The following is an 18,779-nucleotide window of genomic DNA, read 5'->3' on the forward strand; positions in this document are numbered from 1 at the left end:
TAAGGTCCGTCGAGCGGACTTCTTGATGTGATGCGCCCGACGATACCGCGCGGCCGGTGCACGGGGCAAGCCGCGCGCTCAGCTGTCGGCTTGTGGCTCTCCGTTGCCGCCGGACGAGGGCAGGCTGTCGCCGTTGCGCCCGAGGGTGAAGCAGAAGCGTGCGCCCTTGTCCGGCTCGCCGTGCGCCCAGATGTGCCCGCCGTGGCGCTGGACGATGCGCGCCACGGTTGCCAGGCCGACGCCGGTGCCCTGATAGTCGCGCTCGTGGTGCAGGCGCTGGAAGGCGCCGAACAGCTTGTCGGCGTAGCGCATGTCGAAGCCGGCGCCGTTGTCGTGCACGCAGTAGCTGCACTCGCCCGATTCGTCGCGCGAATGAATGACGCGGATCTGCGCTTCGTCACGCCGGCTGGTGAACTTCCAGGCATTGCCGAGCAGGTTCTCCAGCGCGATGCGCAGCAGGCTGGGGTCGGCATCGACATGCAGGCCGGGCTCGATCTCGAAGCTGACCTTGCGCTGCGGCTCGCTCTGCCTGAGTTCCTGGGCGATCTCCGCCACCATTGCGGAAAGATCGACCTCCTGGCGCTCGAGGTTCTGGCGCGACACGCGGGCGAGGTTGAGGAGGTCGTCGATCAGCATGCCCATGCGCTGCACCGCCGCGCGCATGCGCTGGAACAGCATGCGGGCTTCGTCGTCGAAGGCCTGGTCGTAGTCGGTGGCGAGGATCACGCTGTAGCCGTCGATGGCGCGCAAGGGCGCGCGCAGGTCGTGAGACACCGAGTAACTGAAGGCCTCCAGTTCCTTGAGCGCGGCAGTGAGTTGCGCGGTGCGTTCGGCGACGCGCGATTCGAGCTCGCGGTTCATGTCGCGCATGCTGGCTTCGGTGGCCAGCCGCTCCGAGATGTCAGAGGCGATGCACAGCAGCCGGTTCTCGCCGTCCAGTTCGATGTTGCGGGCGAAGAAATCGAAGGGCAGGTGCTGGCCGTCGCGAGTGATGAGTTCGGCCCGTGCGGTCGCCTCGCCGTCCCGCAGGGCGCGCTCCATGCGTTGCTTCAGCAGGGCCTTGTCCTTGGGCGCCACCAGGCGCATCGCCAGCATGTCGGCGATCTCCGCGTCGTCGTAACCCAAGGTCTGGGCGAAGAAGCGGTTCCACAGCGAGATGGTGCCGTTCGGGCGCACCACCAGCAGGGCGATCGGCAGGCTGTCGACCAGTGTGCGCGTGAACACGAGCTCGCTTTGCAGCCGCGCCTCGGCACGCTTGCGCTCGGTGATGTCGCCGATCGAGCCGACCATGCGGTAGGCCTGGCCATGCTCATTGCGCTGGGCCAGTCCGCGGGCCAGCACCCAGCGGAACTCGCCGCCGCGGTCGAGCACGCGGTACTCGCATTCGAAGTGCGGTGTCTGGCCCTTGAGGTGGGCGATGAGCGCGGACTGGAAGCGCGCGCGGTCCTGCACGTGGATGAGCTTGAGCCATTCGTCGCTGGTAGTGCGCAGGTGCTCGCCCTCCGTGCCCAGCAGGCTGAGCAGGCGGCTGGAGAGGAACAGCGAGTGGCTGACCGGGTTCCAGTCCCACAGGCCCTCGTTGGTGCCGCGCATGGCCAGCGCGTAGCGGGTCTCGCTCTCGTTCAGCATGCTCTCGGCCTCGTGCTGGGCCGAGATGTCCTCGACGATGCCGACGCCGCCGCTTACATTGCCGTGAGTGTCGAACACCGGCGTGGCGCGCAACCTGACGCGGATATGGCGCCCCGACAGGGTGGTGGCGTATTCGCCCGTGTAACGTCCTGGCTGGCCACTCAGGGTGACGCGCAGCGGATCGAGGATGCGCGGATCGCGCAGCGTGCTCATGTCCAGGCGGTACAGGGCAGCGGCCGGCGCCTGCAGGATTTCCGCGAAACGGTCGTTGAACTCGGTGATGCGCAGGTCGCGGTCGTAGTGGAAGATGCCGACCGGCAGGTTATTCACCAACGAACGGTAGCGCGACTCTTCGGCCTCGAGGCGGCGCAAGGTTTCCGCACCGGGGTCGGCGGCCTGCTCGGCGTCCGCGGCGGGCGGGTCGGACAGCACGCCGCTGGCGAGCAGGGCGGCCAGCGGGGCGAGCAGCACGAAACCCCAGAATCTGAGCTCGCCGGCAGCTTCCTGCAGGCCGATGGTTGCGGCCAGCGGGTCGGCAAACAGCACCACGACGATTGCCGTGGCGAGGTAGCCGGAGAGGCCGCGAATCAAGGGAGCATAGTCACGCCGTGCTGCCTCGTCGCGGGCGGACGCGGGGCAGTTCATGAGTTCCGGATAATACGATGGTGGTAGAGGTCGGCTATTCGGGGAATCCGCAGTCGGGTATACCCGTCGTGCTGCCGCAGGGCAATACCGGGGACTCCCATGAAGATCGGCTCGGGTACACTGATGCCCTGATCGACAATGCGGTCCAGGACATGACGGACGAGGAATACATGCGCGCCGCGCTGGAGCAGGCGCGGCTGGCGGGCAGTTGCGGCGAGGTGCCGGTGGGCGCGGTGGTGGTGCTCGACGGCGAGATCGTCGGGCGCGGCTTCAACCAGCCCATCGGTCGCCACGACCCCACCGCTCACGCCGAGGTGATGGCCCTGCGCGACGCCGGCGAACGTCTGGGCAACTACCGTCTGCCGGGTTGCGAGCTCTACGTCACCCTGGAGCCCTGCGCCATGTGTTCCGGCGCGATCATGCATGCGCGCGTGAGTCGCGTGGTGTTCGGCGCGCGCGACCCCAAGACCGGTGTGGCCGGCAGCGTCATCGACCTGTTCCAGGAAAAGCGGCTAAACCACCACGCCACCATCGTCGGCGGCGTGCTGGCCGAAGAGTGCGGCGCCTTGCTGTCGAGCTTCTTTGCCGCCCGCCGCGGACGGACGCTGACCGCCTGAGGCGAGCCGTCGCGATGCGCATAGAAGTGAGTCTCTCGCGTCAGGAACTGGCCCTCGTCGGCGACGACGGGGCCTGCATCCGCCGCTATCCGGTATCGACCGCCGCGCGCGGTGCCGGCGAACTGCAGGACAGCGGCTGCACCCCGCGCGGGCGCCATGTGGTGCGTGCGCGCATCGGCGCCGGGGCGCCGGCAGGCACGGTTTTCCGTGGACGGCGGCCTACCGGCGAGTGCTGGAGTGCCGAGCTGGCGGCAGCCAACCCGGCGCGCGACTGGATCCTGTCGCGCATCCTGTGGCTCTCGGGCTGCGAGCCCGGGCGCAACCGCTTGGGCGCGGTCGACAGCATGCGGCGCTACATCTACATCCACGGTACCGGCGACGACCAGCCGATGGGTGAGCCGCGTTCGCACGGCTGTATCCGCATGCGCAACCGCGACGTGGTGGAACTGTTCGACCTGGTGGCCGCAGGCACCGAGGTCGTCATCGGGGAGTAAGGCGATGGAAGATGCTCTGAGCTTGCGCATTGTGGACTGGCCGGAGGCCGAAGCGCTGGTGATGCCGCTGCGCGAGGCGGTGTTCGTGGTCGAGCAGGGGGTGCCGGCGGAGCTCGAACGCGACGAATTCGACGCGGTGAGCCGGCACGCGGTGGCACAGGACACCAACGGGGCGGTGATCGCCACCGGCCGCCTGCTGCCGGACGGACATGTCGGCCGCATGGCGGTGGCGGCGAACGCTCGTGGTCGCGGCGTCGGTGGCCGGGTGCTGGAAGCGCTGGTGGCGGAAGCGGGTGTGCGCGGGCTGGCCGAGGTGGTGCTCAATGCACAGTTGCAGGCGGAGGCCTTCTATCGCCGTCACGGCTTCGTGCCCGAAGGCGGGGTATTCCTGGACGCCGGTATCGAGCATCGCTGCATGCGGCGCCCCTGCCGGGGGTAGGGTGCCGGGCTGTGCCGCGCTAACCGCGGTTCAGCCGTCAGCCGATGCTTCGATGGTGAAGCCGTGGGTCGCCTCGCCGGCCAGTTCGCCGTCTTCCGCCCAGGTCCATTCGCGCAGCCTGACCTGACCGTCGCGCCGGATCGACAGGAAGGTCGAGCAGCGGGTGCCGTAGCCGGGCGCGCGGATGAAGGCGGGCGACAGCCAGCGCTCCCACTCCCGGCTGACCCCGGTCTGCGGCAGGTGTTCGTCGGTGGCCGGCTCGCCGTCGCGCAGCAGTGCCAGCATGGCGGCTTCGTCCGGTTCGTCGGCCAGGACTGCGGCGAAGCGTTCGCGGGCGAGGCGGACCTTGGGCCAGGGGGTGTCGAGCAAGTGGTTGGACAGGCCGTAGATGCCCGGCTCCAGCATGCGCACCTCACCCGTGGTGCTGGCGTAGATGCCGAGCCGTTCGCCATCGCCCACCAGCAGGTTGAAGGCGGCGTAATGCGCGGCGTGTGCGGCGATGCGCGCCAGCGTCTGCGAGGCGTCGTCGTCCGTATCCAGGCAGTCGCGCACCAGCAGGCCGCGCGAGGGCGCGCCTTCGCGGCGCAGCGTGGGATCGCGGAAATTGGTCAGCGCGGCGAAGCGGCCGTTGCGGCTGACGCCCATCCACGTGCCGCCGCCTTCCAGGTCGCGCCCGGCGAGCACCTGCGGGCGGTCGGGCCACCAGTGCGCCGCGGACGCGGGGCGGGCGAGGAACTCGTCGCGGTTGGCGGCCACCACCAGCGGATAGTCGTGATGCGCCCGCCAGGCCAGCACGATCAGGCACATTCGACGAACTGCTCCAGATGGCGGGCGCTGCCGGTTTCCACCATGTCGGTGAGCTTGTGCTCGGCCACCGCTTCGGTCAGCGCGTGCTCGAAGCTCGCCGGGCTGGTGACCGCCTCATACACTTCCATCCAGGTGCGGTCGTCGCCGCGACGGTGCATGAGGCGGCCGCTCACCCCGGTGCGCCGCGCCAGCGCGGCCTGCATGGCGAGGATGCTGGCCGCGGCTTCCGCGTCGTCGATGTCCTCGCGCACGCGGAAGTACACGTAGTAGCTGATCGGCTCGGTGGCTTGGTCCATGGTTCAGCCCAGGGAGTAGGGAAGGTCGAGGAAGGCGAGGCGCGGGCCGTCGGGGCTGCCCAGATGCACCTCGCCGGTTTCGTGGCTGCTGGTCTGCAGCACGGCCAGCGCCTCGAAGCCGCCGCCCGGGGCCGGCGCAGCATTGACGATCTGCCCGGCCGACTGTTCGCCGAAGTCCGGTGCGTAGAGATCGGCAGCCGGTGCGGGCGCGGTGTCGCCGTCGATGCGTACGCGGTACATGCGCTTCTTGAGCTTGCCCAGGTACTGGGTGCGGGCGACGATCTCCTGGCCGGGATAGCAGCCCTTGTTGAAGCTCACTCCACCGATGAGCTCGAAGTTGAGCATCTGCGCGACGAAGAGCTCCTGCGTGGCGGCGGTGATCAGCGGCAGGCCGGCGCGGATCATCGCCAGCGTCCAGGCGTCGGTGCCGGCTGCCTCGGCGCCGGCTTCGCGCAGTGCGGCGAAGCGGGTCGGGGCTGCGTCGATCGGGACGGCCACCATGTAGCTGTCCGCGGTCAGGCGGATCACGCGGGTGTCGCCCGCGGCCTGATGGCGCATGGCGGCCGCCGGGCGCTGCAGGCCGGCGGCTTCCAGCACCGCTTCGGCCCGCGGGCCGCTCACGCCGATTAGCGCCAGTTCCTCGTTGGCATCGGTGAGCTTCGCCTTGCTGCGCAGGATGTACATCGACAGCTTCTTGAGCATCGCCGGCTGGATGTCCGCGGCCAGCGCGATCAGATGGCCGTCGGCCTCGCGCCACATCAGCAGGCTGGCCAGCATCCGCCCCTTGGGGGTGTTGAAGCTGTTCAGCGTGGCGACGTCCTCGGCAAGCTTGTTGACCTCGTTGGACAACAGGTTGTGCAGGAAGGGCGCGGAATCCTCGCCGCGGCTGCGGAGCAGGCCGAGATGCAGCAAAGGCACCACGATGGTGGCGCCTTCCGCGGGAGCGGGGTCGAAGTGGACATGACCGGCGTCGATGCGGGCGCCGGCCTTGGCAAGGTAGTCGGTCCAGGTCGTGTTCATGGTTCGGGTCTTGCGAAGTCGGATGGTCGGGGCGGGCGGAATGGTCCGGGCGTCGGGCGCAGAACGTGCAGTATTATAGAGCCCCCTTGCCCGGGGGCTGCCGCGATGTTTGCGGGGCGTCCGGTGCGCTTTCGGTCATCCGTCACGCATGAAGCTTCTGCTGCGCCTCGTCCTCCTGCTCGTCGTGCTCGCCGGCCTGGCTGCGGCCGCGGTGTGGTGGATTGCCGCCCGCCCGCTGGTGCTGCCCGCGCCGGTGGTCGACTTCACCGTGCAGCGCGGGCACAACATGCGCCAGGCGGCCAACGCGATCGCGGCAGCCGGCGTGCCGGTGGAGCCGCGCCTGCTCTACTGGACCGCGCGCCTGGCAGGCAAGGCCCAGCATATCAAGGCCGGCAGCTACGAGGTGCATGCGGGCCTGACCATCTGGCAGCTGATCCTCAAGCTGTCCAGCGGCGATGTCTCGCAGGCGGACCTGACCCTGGTCGAAGGCTGGAACTTCCGCCAGATGCGTGCGGCGGTCGAGGCCCATCCCTTTCTCGAACAGGACGCCACGGCTCTCTCGGATGCGGAGATCCTGCAGCGCATCGGCGCCGCCGAGACGCACCCCGAGGGGCTGTTCTTCCCCGACACCTATCTGTTCGACAAGTACTCCAGTGCGCTGGCGCTCTACCGGCGCGCCTATCAGGCCATGCAGCAGCGCCTGCAGCGCGAGTGGGAGACGCGCCAGGCCGGCCTGCCGCTGGCTTCGCCCTACGAGGCGCTGATCCTCGCTTCCATCGTCGAGAAGGAAACCGGGCGGCCGGAGGACCGCGGCCTGGTCGCCTCGGTGTTCGTGAACCGCCTGCGCATCGGCATGCGCCTGCAGACCGACCCGACGGTGATCTACGGCTACGGCGAAGCCTTCGAAGGCCGGCTGCGCCGCCGCCATCTCGACACCGACCACCCCTGGAACACCTACACCCGCGCCGGCCTGCCGCCCACACCGATTGCGCTGCCGGGCATGGACTCGCTGCGCGCCGCGCTGCAGCCGCCGGCGTCGGAGTACTTCTACTTCGTGTCCCGGGGCGACGGCAGCAGCCAGTTCTCGCGCAACCTCGCCGAGCACAACCGGGCGGTCAACCGCTATCAGCGCGGAGGCAAGGGCAGTTGAATCACACTGGATCGAGAGCACGTTTCATCACCTTCGAAGGCATCGACGGCGCGGGCAAGAGCAGCCAGATCGCGGCCGTGGTCGAGTTGCTGCGCGCGCGCGGCATCGAGGTGGAGCAGACCCGGGAGCCCGGCGGTACGCCGCTCGGCGAACGCCTGCGCGAGCTGCTGCTGCATGAAGCCATGCATCTGGAGACCGAGGCCATGCTGATGTTCGCCGCGCGCCGCGAGCACCTGGCCGCACGCATCCTGCCGGCACTGGCCGCCGGACGCTGGGTGGTCTCCGACCGCTTCACCGATGCGACCTACGCCTACCAGGTGGGCGGGCGCGGGCTGGACGAGGCGCGCTTCGACGCCCTCGAGCGCTGGGTGCACCCGGACTTCCAGCCCGACCTCACGCTGGTCTTCGACCTGCCGCCGGCGGTGGCAGCGGCCCGCGTGGCCAATACCGGCGCGGCGCCCGACCGCTTCGAGCGCGAGCAGCGCGACTTCTTCGAGCGCGTGCGCGAGGCCTATCTGCTGCGCGCGCGCCGCGACTCGGGCCGGATGCGGGTGGTCGATGCGAACCGGCCGCCCGAGGAGATCCGGGCGGAAGTCGAAGCCATCGTGAACGAGCGCTGTCTCGCATGATCCACCCCTGGCTTGCGCCCACCTGGCAACGCCTGCTCGACCTGGGTGAGCGTCTGCCGCATGCGCTGCTCTTCGTCGGTCCGCCGGGCCTGGGCAAGCGCGATCTTGCCGAAGCACTGGCCGCCCGGCTGCTGTGCGACGCACCGGGCGCCGACGGCCACGCCTGCGGGCACTGCCCGGCCTGCCAGTGGCGGCTCTCCGGCAACCACCCGGACCTGATGCGCATCGTGCCTGCGGCCGATGCCGTTGCCGAGGCGGGCGAAGGGGAGGGCGCGGCCGAGCCCGGTGCCGGCAAGGCCAAGTCCTCGCAGATCCTGATCGAGCAGATCCGCGCGCTGCAGGAGTCGCTGACGGTGACCGGGCACCACGGCAGCCGCCGCGTGGTGGTGTTGGACCCGGCCGAGGCGATGAACGTGTTTACCGCCAACGCGCTGCTCAAGCTGCTCGAAGAACCGCCGGCCGGCTGCGTGTTCCTGCTGGTGTCCTCCGCCCCGCGCCGCCTGCTGCCCACCATCCGCAGCCGCTGCCAGCAATGGTCGTTCTCCCGGCCGCCGGCCGAGGCGCTCACCACTTGGCTGGCCGCGCACGACGACGAGGCCGCCGGCCTGCTGGCGCTCACCGGCGGCTTGCCGCTGGCCGCCGAGCGCATGGCGGAGCAGGGTGCCGGCAGCCTGCTGGCCCGCTTCGTACGAGACATCGAACAGTTGCCCGCGGGCGACCCGCTGCGCCTGGCGGCTCAATGGGAGAGCTGGCTGAAGTCCAAGGAGGCACTGGCTGCCGGCTTCGGCATGGCGACGCTGGTCGACTGGATGCAGCGCTGGGTGGTGGACGTCGCCGCGCTGCGCCTGGGAGGGCGGGTGCGTTTCTTCCCGGCCCGCCAGGGCGCGCTCGAAGCGCTCGCGGCGCGCACCAGCATCGCCAGCGCGAGCAACTGCTACAATGAATTCGCCCAGATCCGCCGGGTCGCCCAGCATCCGCTCAATGCCAGGTTGATGCTGGAGGACATGCTGATGCGCTATGCGCGCGCCCTATCGGGATCCAGAACATGAGTGAGCAGGCCAAGCCCCAGGTGGCGCGCCCCAGCGTGCTGTCGCTGAACATCAACTCCAAGTCGGCCCTCTACGCCGCCTACATGCCTTTCCTGGTGAACGGGGGGATCTTCGTACCCACCCCCAAGAGCCACACCTTGGGCGACGAGGTGTTCATGCTGCTGCAGCTGATGGACGACCCGACCAAGCATCCGGTGGCCGGCACCGTGGTATGGGTCACCCCGCACGGTGCGCAGGGCGGCAAGACCCAGGGCGTGGGCGTGCACTTCAGCGAGGACGAATCCGGCAAGGCGGTCAAGCACCGCATCGAGCAGATCCTCGCCGGGCATCTCGGGTCCAATCGCCCCACCCACACCATCTGAGCGCATCAACCACCCGCGACGCAGCCCGCGCCGGCGAACCGGCCGTCGGGTGCGCTGTCCCATCGGGACGCGTCCGCCAGCCAGATTTCCCATGTACGTAGATTCCCACTGCCATCTCGATTTTCCCGACCTGATCGCGCGCGAGGACGAAGTGCTCGCAGCGATGGCCGCCAGCGCCGTCACCCATGCCTTGTGCATTTCGGTGACGCTGGAGGACTTTCCCGCCGTCCGTGGTCTGGCCGAGCGCCACGGCAACCTGTACGCATCGGTCGGCGTGCATCCGGACAATGCCGACTGCGAGGAGCCCGACGAGGCCCGCCTGCTGGCGCTGGCCGATCATCCGCGGGTGGTGGCGATCGGCGAGACCGGGCTGGATTACTACTGGCACAAGGACGAGCCCGAGTGGCAGCGCGCGCGCTTCCGCACCCACATCCGCGCCGCGCGCCGTGCTGGGAAGCCGCTGATCATCCACACCCGCAATGCCGCGGCCGACACCCTGCGCCTGATGCGCGAGGAAGCGGCCGGCGAGGCGGGCGGGGTGATGCACTGCTTCACCGAGAGCCAGGAGGTGGCCGACGCCGCGCTCGACCTCGGCTTCTACATCTCCTTCTCCGGCATCGTCACCTTCAAGAATGCCAAGGCGCTCAAGGAAGTCGCCACCCGGGTGCCGCTCGACCGCCTGCTGATCGAGACCGATGCGCCCTATCTTGCCCCCACGCCCCACCGCGGCAAGACTAACGAACCGGCCTACGTGGTGCATGTGGCCGAAGAGATCGCCCGCCTGCGCAAGGAACCGCTGGAACGCATCGCGCAGGCCACTACCGACAACTTCTTCAGGCTGTTCCGCCATGCATCCCGTCATTGATCGCCTTCGTCACCTGGCCTTCGGCCTGTGTCTCGCGCTGACCGCCGGCCTTGCCCTCGCGCAGGGCAGCAGCTACGAGGATTCGCTCAGTTCCGCTCGCTTGGGCGATACCCGCCAGCTGGCGGCGCTGCTGGCGCGCGGCATCGATCCGGACACGGTGGATGCGCAGGGCAACAGCCTGTTGATCCTCGCGGCGCGCGAAGGGCACACGGACACAGTCGCCAGCCTGCTGCAGTACCGTGCGAAGCTGGGATGGCGCAATCTGGCGGGCGACAGCGCGCTGATGCTGGCGGTGCTCAAGGGCCACGAGGCCGTGGTGGACCTGCTGCTCGAGGCCGGCGCACCGGTCGAGCACGACGGCTGGGCGCCTCTGCACTATGCGGCCTTCGAGGGGCGGCTGGCGATCCTGGACAAGCTGCTCGCCCGCGGGGCGAAGATTGACGCGCTCACCCCCAACCGCGCTACCGCCTTGATGCTCGCCGCACGCAACGGTCATGTCGACGCGGTGCGTCGCCTGCTGCGCGCCGGTGCGGACACTGCGCTCAAGAACGACCGGGGACTGACCGCGGCGGAGTGGGCACGCACCCAGGGCAACACCGACATCGCCGACCTCATCGAGCAAGCCGGACGGGGACGCCGCTGACCGTCCGCCGCACGCGTTTTCCTCTGCACGCCTGCAAGCCCCGGAAAGGGGCTTTCTTTTCGCCCTGATGATCCGTTTGGGATACGATGAACGGGTTTTTCAGCGTTTGTGGCCTTTGGAAGGAGGATCGTCGATGCACAAAGGGGTCGTTGCCACCATGTTCCTTGTCGCCAGTGGGCTGTCACCGGCCCTGGCGGCGCAGGACGACGCCAAGGCCGTCGGCTGGGCGGCCGGCTGTTTTGCCTGTCACGGCCCGGACGGCCGCTCCGAAGGGGGCATGCCCACGCTCGCCGGCCAGTCGGCCGACGGCATCTACCAGGCCCTGGTCGAGTTCAAGAGCGGCAAGCGCACGGCCACGGTGATGGACCGGCACGCCAAGGGCTATTCCAACGATCAGTTGCGCCGCATCGCCGACGTGCTCGGCGCGGCGAAGGAGTGAGGGGCGCCATGGAACGCAGGAATTTCCTTCGCGGCCTCGCCGCATCGGCACTGGCCGGCAGCCTGCCGCTGAAGGCCCTTGCGCAGAACGGCGCCGGCGCGCGCGTCGTGGTGGTCGGCGGCGGCTTTGCCGGTGCGACCTGCGCACGCTACCTCAAGCGCTGGGCGCCCGCCGCTGAGGTCGTATTGATCGAAGCGGCCGAGGCCTTCGTGGCCTGCCCGATGAGCAACAGGGTGATCGGCGGGACGATGAGCATCCGCGATCTCACCCGTTCGCACGCCACGCTGTCCGCCGCCCACGGCGTGCAGGTGGTGCGCGACACGGTGACCGCAATCGATGCCGGTGCCCGGCGCGTGAGCCTCGCGCGCGGCGGCGCGATGAGCTACGACCGGCTGGTGGTCGCACCCGGTATCGATTTCGCCTACGACAGCCTGCCGGGGCTGGAGAGCGCGGCCGCCCAGGAGCAGGTGCTGCACGCCTGGAAGGCCGGGCCGCAGACCCAGGAACTGCGCCGCCGCCTGGTGGCCTTGCCGCAGGGCGGGGTGTTCGCCATCCACATTCCGGCCATGTCCTACCGCTGTCCGCCGGGGCCGTATGAGCGCGCCTGCCTGGTGGCACGCTCGCTCCAGCGCAGCAACCCGCGTGCAAAGGTGCTGGTGTTCGATGCCAACCCGGATGTGGTCGCCAAGAAGAGCCTGTTCCTCGATGCCTTCCGCAACCGCTACAAGGGCATGATCGAGTACGTGCCCAACGCCGGTTACGAGGAGATGGACGCGGCCGGCGGCGAGCTGCGTTTCGACGTGCAGGCGGGCATCAAGGCCGACCTGTGGAACGTGATCCCGCCACAGCGCGCCGGCATCATTGCTCGCAAGGCGGGGCTGGCCAACGTGGGCGGTCGCTGGTGCGAGGTCGACTTCCTGAGCTACGAGTCGAAGGTCGCGCCGGGGGTGCATGTGATCGGCGACTCGATCGCTTCGGCGCCGGGCCTGCCCAAGTCCGCGCACATGGCCAACCAGCAGGCCAAGGTGTGCGCCGCCGCGATCGCCGCCTTGCTCGCGGGCAAGCCGGTGAGCGACGAGCCCATCGTCACCAACACCTGCTACAGCTTCGTGAACGAGAAAGAAGCGATCCACGTCGCCGGCGTGTACCGCTACGACGCCGACAAGCGGACGATGGCCGCGGTGCCGGGCGCCGGCGGTTTGTCCTCGGCGGCCACCAGCGAGGAAGGTTTCATGGCGCTGGCCTGGGCCTTCAACATCCTCAACGACACCCTGGGCTGAGCCCCGGAAACGCTGCGATGGCGGGTGACGCACGGGCCTGCGCCGCCCGCCGAGTGCGACTCGAATCGTTTTCACTCCGAAGCGCACCAAAACAGGGCTATCGACGCACAAAAAAAGTGCATCAACGTTCCTTTTCCTCCAGAATGCATGGTTTTGGTGCGTTTTGGCCCGAATGTGGCCGGGAGTGGAAGGAAACGATGAAGTATCAGAGTCTTGAAGAGTTCCTCGCCTACGTGGAGGAACGCAACCCCGGCCAGCCGGAATTCCAGCAGGCGGTAGTCGAGGTGATGGAGAGCATCTGGCCCTATATCGCCGAGCATCCGCGTTACGCGGAGCACGGCTTGCTCGACCGCCTTATCGAACCTGAGCGGGCGATCGTTTTCCGTGTCTCCTGGGTGGACGACAAGGGCGAGGTCAAGGTCAATCGCGGCTACCGCATCCAGCACAGTTCGGCGATCGGCCCCTACAAGGGCGGCCTGCGCTTCCATCCCTCGGTGAATCTCTCCATCCTGAAGTTCCTCGCCTTCGAGCAGACCTTCAAGAACGCGCTCACCACCCTGCCGATGGGCGGCGGCAAGGGCGGCTCCGACTTCGACCCGAAGGGCAAGAGCCCCGGCGAAGTGATGCGCTTCTGCCAGGCCTTCGTCACCGAGCTGTATCGCCACGTCGGTTCGGACACCGACGTGCCGGCCGGCGACATCGGCGTGGGCGGGCGTGAAGTCGGCTTCATGGCCGGCATGATGAAGAAACTCTCCAACCGCGCCGACTGCGTGTTCACCGGCAAGGGCCTGTCCTTCGGCGGTTCGCTGATCCGCCCCGAGGCCACCGGCTACGGCACGGTGTACTTTGCCGAGGAAATGCTGCGCCACGCCGGTCGCAGCATGGAAGGCCTGCGCGTGTCGGTGTCCGGCTCCGGCAACGTCGCCCAGTATGCGGTGGAGAAGGCGATGGCCTTCGGCGCCAGGGTCATCACCGTATCCGATTCCAGCGGCACGGTGATCGACGAGGAAGGCTTCACCGCCGAGAAGCTCGCCGAGCTGATGGAAGTGAAGAACCACCTCTACGGCCGCGTCAGCGACTACGCCGAGCGCGTCGGCGCCAGGTTCGAAGCCGGCGTGCGCCCCTGGCACGTGCCGGTGGACATCGCGCTGCCGTGCGCCACCCAGAACGAGCTGGACGCCAACGACGCCGCCACCCTGGTGAAGAACGGCGTGATCTGCGTGGCCGAAGGCGCCAACATGCCCTCGACCGCCGAGGCGGTGAAGGTGTTCGAGCACAACGGCGTGCTCTACGCGCCGGGCAAGGCTTCCAATGCCGGCGGCGTGGCCACCTCGGGTCTGGAAATGAGCCAGAACGCGATGCGCATCTCGTGGACCCGCGAAGAGGTCGACGGCCGTCTGCAGGAAATCATGCGCGGCATCCACAACGCCTGCCTGCAGTACGGCAAGCGCGCGGATGGCTTGGTGAGCTATGTGGACGGCGCCAACGTGGCCGGTTTCGTCAAGGTGGCGGACGCGATGCTGGCGCAGGGCGTGATCTGAGCGCTGGTATCACAAGACAAGACGCCCTCCTGAACTCCAGGAGGGCGTCTTGTTCGAGCCGCAGAAGAGCCGGCTTGTCGGGTCGCGCTGCGCTTGAGATGACAGAACCTTGTAGGGACGACTCTACAGTGACGGCCAGCGGCCACCGGAGACACGGACGATCTCGCCGGTGACGTAGCTCGACTCTTCGCTGGCCAGGAAGAGCGCGACATGCGCAATCTCCTCCGCCCTGCCGAGACGGCGCAGGGCGCATGCCTCTCGGTAGCCGTCCACGACCTTCGGATCCATGCGTTCGAGCACGCTGGTCTCTATCAGACCGGGGGCAACGCAGTTTACATTCACGTGCGGGGCCAATTCGAGCGCCATGCTCCGGGTCAACGAAGCAACCGCCGCCTTGGCTGCGCCATACGCGCTCTGGCCTTGCTCGCCGCCATACGCTATCGAACAGAAGTTGACGATGCGGCCGTAACCGCGCTCGAGCATGCCGGCCGCGAAGCATTGTGACAGTAGCAGAGTGCCCTTCAGATTCAGATCCATGGTCTCGTCCCAGCGAGACGGGTCTATGCTGAACATGGACTGGTAGAGTTCGCCGCGCAGACCGCCGACCACGTTGACCAGGATATCCACCGGCGGCAACTCGGCGTCGGCCGTCCGACGGATTGCGTCGATCTCTTCCGGAAGACGTACGTCGGCGCGTCGGCTCGCCACGCGTACCTCGGGGTATCGCGCCAAGGTCTCCTTCACCGCGGCTTCCAGGCGGGCAGACGAGATGTCGGTCAGCATCAGGCTGGCACCCTCGGCGGCGAAGCGCAGGGCTATTGCCCGTCCCATCGGGCCGCCGGCGCCGGTGACCAGAGCACACCGTCCAGCCAGGCGACCTTTTTTCGTTGGAGTGGGGTGCGAACTGGGGTTCATGGCTGCAGGTTCCTGAGTGATCAGCGGTGGGTGAAACGCGGAGGGCGTTTCTCGGCAAAGGCCGCCATACCTTCCTTCTGGTCGGCCAACGCGAAAGCGGCATGCAGGGTGCGCCGCTCGAACAGCAGACCTTCGGATAAGGGGCCCTCGAAGGCGCGGTTGATCGACTCCTTGATCATCATCAGCACTGGCAGCGAGTATGCGGCGATGCTTTGCGCAAGTGTCAGGGCTTCCTCGAGCAGGCGTTCGTCCGGCACGATGCGTGACACCAAGCCGCTGCGCTCGGCTTCCTCGGCATTCATGAAGCGACCGCTGAGACATAGTTCCATGGCCTTGGCCTTGCCGACTGCACGCGGCAGGCGCTGCGTTCCGCCAGCGCCTGGCAGGGCGCCGATTTTGACTTCGGGCAGACCGAAGCGGGCGCTCTCGGCAGCGAGGATGACGTCGCACATCAGAGCCAGTTCGCAGCCGCCGCCGAGGGCGACGCCGCTCACCGCGGCGATGACCGGCTTGCGGAAGGTCTTCAGGCGCTCCCAGTTGCGGGTGATGAGGTTGCCGCAATAGGCGTCCACATAGTCGAGCTGGCGGATCTGGGCGATGTCCGCGCCGGCTGCGAAAGCGCGCGGGGAGCCGGTAATGACGACGCAGCCGATGTCGGCGTCGATATCGAAGCGGTCCAGGGCGGCGCTCAGAGCGTCCATTAGCGTGTCATTGAGCGCGTTCAGTACTTCGGGGCGATTCAGGGTGATGAGGCCGACACGATCACGGGTGTCGACCAGGATGGGAGAGTTCATCGTGACCTCTGCTGTGTGACGTAGCGCGTACAAGCGCAAGCCGGCACACGGCGGCGCGGCCGTAGACGCGCTGCCGTGCGGGTTTCGGAAGGGAACGAGTTCAGCAGTTCGCGTCGACGGCGAACTGCTGAGCCATCTGGCGAAGCTTGAACTTCTGCAGCTTGCCGCTGGGAGTGGCGGGGAGACTCTCAAGGATCTCCAATCGCTCCGGCACGTACTGTATGGCGATCTTCTGCTCGGCCAGGTACCGGCTCATTTCCTCGAAGCTGAAGCACGCTCCCGGCTTGAGCGTGACGAAGGCGCAGGCCCGTTCGCCAAGACGCTTGTCGGGATAGCCGACGATGGCGCAGGTGAGGATCGCGGGGTGCTTGTACAGCAGGTTCTCGACTTCCATCACCGGGATGTTCTCACCGCCGCGAATGACAATATCCTTGCTGCGACCGTTGATGCGCAGATAGCCCTCGGCATCGATGAAGGCAAGGTCGCCGGTGTGGAACCAACCTTCGTCGTTGGTTGCGTTGAGTTGCGGACGCTTGAGGTAACCGGCGAACAGCGAGGCGCCGCGGATGTACAACTCGCCGGTTTCACCAGCCGGCAAGGGGTTGCCGTTGGCATCCACGACCCGTAGTTCGATCCCGGGCACCAGGCGCCCGTCGGACACGCCGGATTTTTCCAGTGCGCGCGTCGGTTCGGTGATGGTGATCGCGCCACACTCGGTCATCCCCCAGGCCGAGCTGATGCGCAGGCCCATCAGTCGGTGCGCACGCTCGATCACCACAGGCGGAATCGGTGCGCCCGCGCAGTTGAACTTGGTGAACGTTGGCGCCGGTTGCTCACCGTTCTCGACCGCCAGGCACATGTCGCTGACGAAGGCGGCCGAGGCCATGCTGAAGGTGACGCCCTCGTCGCGGGCGATCTGCAAGGCACGTTTCGGATCCCAGATGTCCATCAGGACCGTGGTGGAGTTCAGGATCAGCGGCAGCATGGCCAGATAGCCAAAACCTGTCAGATGGGCCATCGGCGATGCACCCAGTACGATGTCTGCCTCGCTGAGTTGCATGACCTGAATGTATGCATGCAGATTGGAGAACAGCGTATTGGAGGTGTGCATCACTGCCTTGGGCTCTCCGGTCGTGCCGGAGGTGTACATCAGCAGCAGCACGTCGTCGGGGGCAAGTGCTTCGGTGGCCAGAGGGGGTGTGTCGTCGCGCAGCAGGGCACGCTCGAAGTTGTCCTCGCCGTCGCCACCGAGTACCACCAGTCGCCTCAGGTCGGGTAGTTCGGACATGAGATCGCGCCCCATCACTTCGTGGTCAAACCCGCGGAAGGTCTTCGGGACGATGAAGACTTTGGATTCTGCGAGCCTGAGCATGAACTTCAGCTCATGCTGGCGGAAGATCGGCATTACCGGGTTGGCCGCGGCGCCGATGCGAGCGCAGGCAAGCGCTATTGCGAGGAACTCCCAGGTATTTGGCAACTGGAAGGACACCACGTCGGAGTTGCCCACGCCCAGGTCGACCAGTCCGCGGGCAATCAAGTCGGCACGGCGATCCAGTTCGCGATAGCTCAGGCGCACCGGTTCGGCCTCGCCTTGCCGATAGGACACGATGGCGATCTTCTCCGGGAATCGCTCGAGTGCGCGCTGGAAGTAGGGGTTGATGGTCTCGTCGCGCCAGAAGCCGGCCGACTTCATGGACGGCATGCGCGCTGCCAGCAGCACGGGATCGAAATTCATGGTGATTCTCCTGTCGGCGAGCGAGTTACTGCGTCACCAGCGGGCATTTGGACTGTGAAAGCGGAAGGGCTGCATCCTCAGCAGGAATCACCGCGCGAACATGGTAGTAGTCCCACGGCTCCTTCGATTCGGAGGGCTTCTTCACCTCGAGCAACAACATGTCATGGGCGAACTTGCCGTCGGCACGGATCCGGCCCTTGAACAGCCCATCGTCGATTGCGGTGGACTTGAGATGCTTCATCACCGCACCGGCTTCATCGGTGCCGGTGGCCTGGACTGCCCTCAGGTAATTGAGTACCGAGGAGTACACGCCCGCCTGCGCCATGCTCGGCATTTTCTTCACTTGGTCATAGAAACGGCGAGCAAAGGCGCGGGTGCCCTCATCGCGGTTCCAGTAGAAACCTTCGGTTAGGGTCAGCCCCTGGGCGGTCTCAAGACCGAGTGCGTGGACATCATTGATGAACAGCACAATGGGTACCAGGGTCTGTCCGGCGGCGGTGATACCGAATTCAGATGCTTGCTTGATCGCGGTGATCGTGTCCTGACCACCGTTGGCCAATGCGATGACGTCAGCGCGCGAGGCCTGGGCACTGAGCAGGAAGGAGGAGAAATCGGCGTTCGGGAATGGATGCTTGGTCGAGCCGACCACCTTTCCACCGCTGGCGGTCACCACCTGAGCGGCGCCGTCCATCATCGCCTGACCGGCCGCGTAGTCGGCCGCGATGAAGTACCAGTTTTTCTTGCCGGCTCCGACCACCGCCTTGGCGGTACCAGCAGCCAGACCGTAGGAGTCATACACCCAGTGCACTGTGTTGGCGTTGCAGCGCTCGTTGGTGATCGGCAGCGAGGCAGCACCCGACACCAGGGCAATCTTGTCCTTCTGTGCCACTACGTCCATCACCGACAGGGCGACACTGGTGGTGACCAGTTCGGTAATGACGTCCACCTTGTCGCGATCAATCCAGCTACGGGCGCGTTCTGCGCCGATGTCTGCCTTGTTCTGGTGATCGGCACTGACGATTTCGATCTTCTTTCCAAACACCGTGCCATCGGCCGAGAAGTCCTTGATTGCCATCTGTGCGGCGACGACTGCGCCCTGCCCAGTGAAGTCGGCATAGGTGCCGCCCATATCCGTCAGTACACCGATCTTGACCACATCGTCACTGATGCCGGCGTGTGCGTTGGCTGAGGCGAAGCACATCAGGGCAAGCGAAGCGGCGATGGTCTTGCGCTTGGGGCTCTTGTAGCAGGTCTCGGTGCTGCGCGTAGCTGCGTTCATGTCTCGCTCCTTGTTTGTGTGTGGTCACGACATCAATTGCGTGTGGTGACACGCTAACTTTTCGGTCTCTGTAAGTCAATAGATTGACGCAAAAAATGGATTAAAGTGATATTTGTCTTGCTGCAGCGCACGATATCTACGCTACAGCATG

The 18,779-nt window shown here is 67.0% G+C and carries 20 protein-coding genes; 12 read left to right on the top strand and 8 right to left on the bottom strand.

The features are described 5' to 3' along the window. Positions 1-78: 78 nt before the first annotated feature. Positions 79-2,274, bottom strand: coding sequence for a PAS domain-containing sensor histidine kinase (locus IAI53_RS05520; protein WP_187717123.1), 2,196 nt, complete (start codon positions 2,272-2,274; stop codon positions 79-81). A 152-nt stretch (positions 2,275-2,426) separates the two neighbouring features. Between IAI53_RS05520 and tadA the strand changes: the two genes are divergently transcribed. The 3 genes from tadA to IAI53_RS05535 are packed head-to-tail and all read left to right on the top strand — an operon-like array spanning position 2,427 to position 3,824. Further along, complete coding sequence (gene tadA, locus IAI53_RS05525) at positions 2,427-2,891, top strand: tRNA adenosine(34) deaminase TadA (protein ID WP_187717124.1); 465 nt, start codon at positions 2,427-2,429, stop codon at positions 2,889-2,891. Between the two features lie 14 nt (positions 2,892-2,905). Further along, on the top strand, positions 2,906-3,385 hold the full coding sequence (locus IAI53_RS05530) for a L,D-transpeptidase (RefSeq protein WP_187717125.1): 480 nt from the start codon (positions 2,906-2,908) through the stop codon (positions 3,383-3,385). 4 nt (positions 3,386-3,389) lie between these two features. After that, positions 3,390-3,824 carry a GNAT family N-acetyltransferase gene (locus IAI53_RS05535; RefSeq protein WP_187717126.1) on the top strand — a complete coding sequence of 145 codons (435 nt, stop codon included), beginning with the start codon at positions 3,390-3,392 and terminating at the stop codon, positions 3,822-3,824. A gap of 30 nt (positions 3,825-3,854) precedes the next feature. Here IAI53_RS05535 and IAI53_RS05540 read toward each other — a convergent pair whose 3' ends face one another. From IAI53_RS05540 to ygfZ, 3 genes are read right to left on the bottom strand one after another with little or no spacing between them, the layout of a single operon-like run. Further along, positions 3,855-4,631, bottom strand: a complete 777-nt coding sequence (locus tag IAI53_RS05540; RefSeq protein WP_187717127.1) for an NRDE family protein — start codon at positions 4,629-4,631, stop codon at positions 3,855-3,857. After that, entirely contained in the window at positions 4,622-4,927 is a 306-nt protein-coding gene (locus IAI53_RS05545; RefSeq protein WP_187717128.1) for a DUF4936 family protein, read from the bottom strand. The genes IAI53_RS05540 and IAI53_RS05545 overlap by 10 nt, the downstream gene beginning before the upstream one ends. A gap of 3 nt (positions 4,928-4,930) precedes the next feature. Next, positions 4,931-5,947, bottom strand: a complete 1,017-nt coding sequence (gene ygfZ, locus IAI53_RS05550) for a CAF17-like 4Fe-4S cluster assembly/insertion protein YgfZ (RefSeq protein ID WP_187717129.1) — start codon at positions 5,945-5,947, stop codon at positions 4,931-4,933. Between the two features lie 148 nt (positions 5,948-6,095). Here ygfZ and mltG point away from each other — a divergent pair, with 148 nt between their 5' ends. The 9 genes from mltG (at position 6,096) to gdhA (ending at position 13,905) form a co-directional block, all read left to right on the top strand. Then, entirely contained in the window at positions 6,096-7,097 is a 1,002-nt protein-coding gene (gene mltG / locus IAI53_RS05555; protein WP_187717130.1) for an endolytic transglycosylase MltG, read from the top strand. Then, positions 7,094-7,726, top strand: coding sequence for a dTMP kinase (tmk, locus tag IAI53_RS05560; RefSeq protein ID WP_187717131.1), 633 nt, complete (start codon positions 7,094-7,096; stop codon positions 7,724-7,726). The genes mltG and tmk overlap by 4 nt, the downstream gene beginning before the upstream one ends. Further along, the gene (gene holB / locus IAI53_RS05565; RefSeq protein WP_187717132.1) at positions 7,723-8,775 is read left to right on the top strand and encodes a DNA polymerase III subunit delta'; all 1,053 of its coding nucleotides are present in this window, start codon (positions 7,723-7,725) and stop codon (positions 8,773-8,775) included. Before tmk ends, holB begins: the two co-directional genes overlap by 4 nt. Beyond that, positions 8,772-9,137 (top strand): PilZ domain-containing protein, encoded by a 366-nt coding sequence (locus IAI53_RS05570; RefSeq protein ID WP_187717133.1) that lies wholly within the window; start codon positions 8,772-8,774, stop codon positions 9,135-9,137. Before holB ends, IAI53_RS05570 begins: the two co-directional genes overlap by 4 nt. A gap of 91 nt (positions 9,138-9,228) precedes the next feature. Further along, positions 9,229-10,002, top strand: a complete 774-nt coding sequence (locus IAI53_RS05575; protein WP_187717134.1) for a TatD family hydrolase — start codon at positions 9,229-9,231, stop codon at positions 10,000-10,002. Next, positions 9,986-10,645: an ankyrin repeat domain-containing protein gene (locus IAI53_RS05580; protein ID WP_187717135.1), complete on the top strand. Its 660-nt coding sequence runs from the start codon at positions 9,986-9,988 to the stop codon at positions 10,643-10,645. The genes IAI53_RS05575 and IAI53_RS05580 overlap by 17 nt, the downstream gene beginning before the upstream one ends. Before the next feature lie 133 nt (positions 10,646-10,778). After that, a complete protein-coding gene (locus tag IAI53_RS05585) occupies positions 10,779-11,084 on the top strand; it encodes a c-type cytochrome (protein WP_187717136.1) in 306 nt (101 codons plus the stop codon). Between the two features lie 8 nt (positions 11,085-11,092). Next, complete coding sequence (locus IAI53_RS05590; protein WP_187717137.1) at positions 11,093-12,364, top strand: NAD(P)/FAD-dependent oxidoreductase; 1,272 nt, start codon at positions 11,093-11,095, stop codon at positions 12,362-12,364. Between the two features lie 197 nt (positions 12,365-12,561). Continuing rightward, positions 12,562-13,905: an NADP-specific glutamate dehydrogenase gene (gene gdhA, locus IAI53_RS05595; RefSeq protein WP_187717138.1), complete on the top strand. Its 1,344-nt coding sequence runs from the start codon at positions 12,562-12,564 to the stop codon at positions 13,903-13,905. Between the two features lie 123 nt (positions 13,906-14,028). On the opposite strand, the gene IAI53_RS05600 is transcribed toward gdhA, so the two are convergent. The 4 genes from IAI53_RS05600 to IAI53_RS05615 form a co-directional block, all read right to left on the bottom strand. After that, entirely contained in the window at positions 14,029-14,820 is a 792-nt protein-coding gene (locus tag IAI53_RS05600; RefSeq protein WP_187717139.1) for an SDR family NAD(P)-dependent oxidoreductase, read from the bottom strand. A gap of 20 nt (positions 14,821-14,840) precedes the next feature. Continuing rightward, positions 14,841-15,614, bottom strand: coding sequence for an enoyl-CoA hydratase (locus tag IAI53_RS05605; RefSeq protein ID WP_187717140.1), 774 nt, complete (start codon positions 15,612-15,614; stop codon positions 14,841-14,843). 100 nt (positions 15,615-15,714) lie between these two features. Continuing rightward, entirely contained in the window at positions 15,715-17,334 is a 1,620-nt protein-coding gene (gene aliA / locus IAI53_RS05610) for a cyclohexanecarboxylate-CoA ligase (RefSeq protein WP_349771892.1), read from the bottom strand. Positions 17,335-17,374: 40 nt separating this feature from the next. Further along, a complete protein-coding gene (locus tag IAI53_RS05615) occupies positions 17,375-18,628 on the bottom strand; it encodes an ABC transporter substrate-binding protein (RefSeq protein ID WP_225433137.1) in 1,254 nt (417 codons plus the stop codon). Between the last annotated feature and the right edge of the window lie 151 nt (positions 18,629-18,779).

It is taken from the genome of Thauera sedimentorum, from assembly GCF_014489115.1.
In the GTDB taxonomy this organism is placed as follows: domain Bacteria; phylum Pseudomonadota; class Gammaproteobacteria; order Burkholderiales; family Rhodocyclaceae; genus Pseudothauera; species Pseudothauera sedimentorum.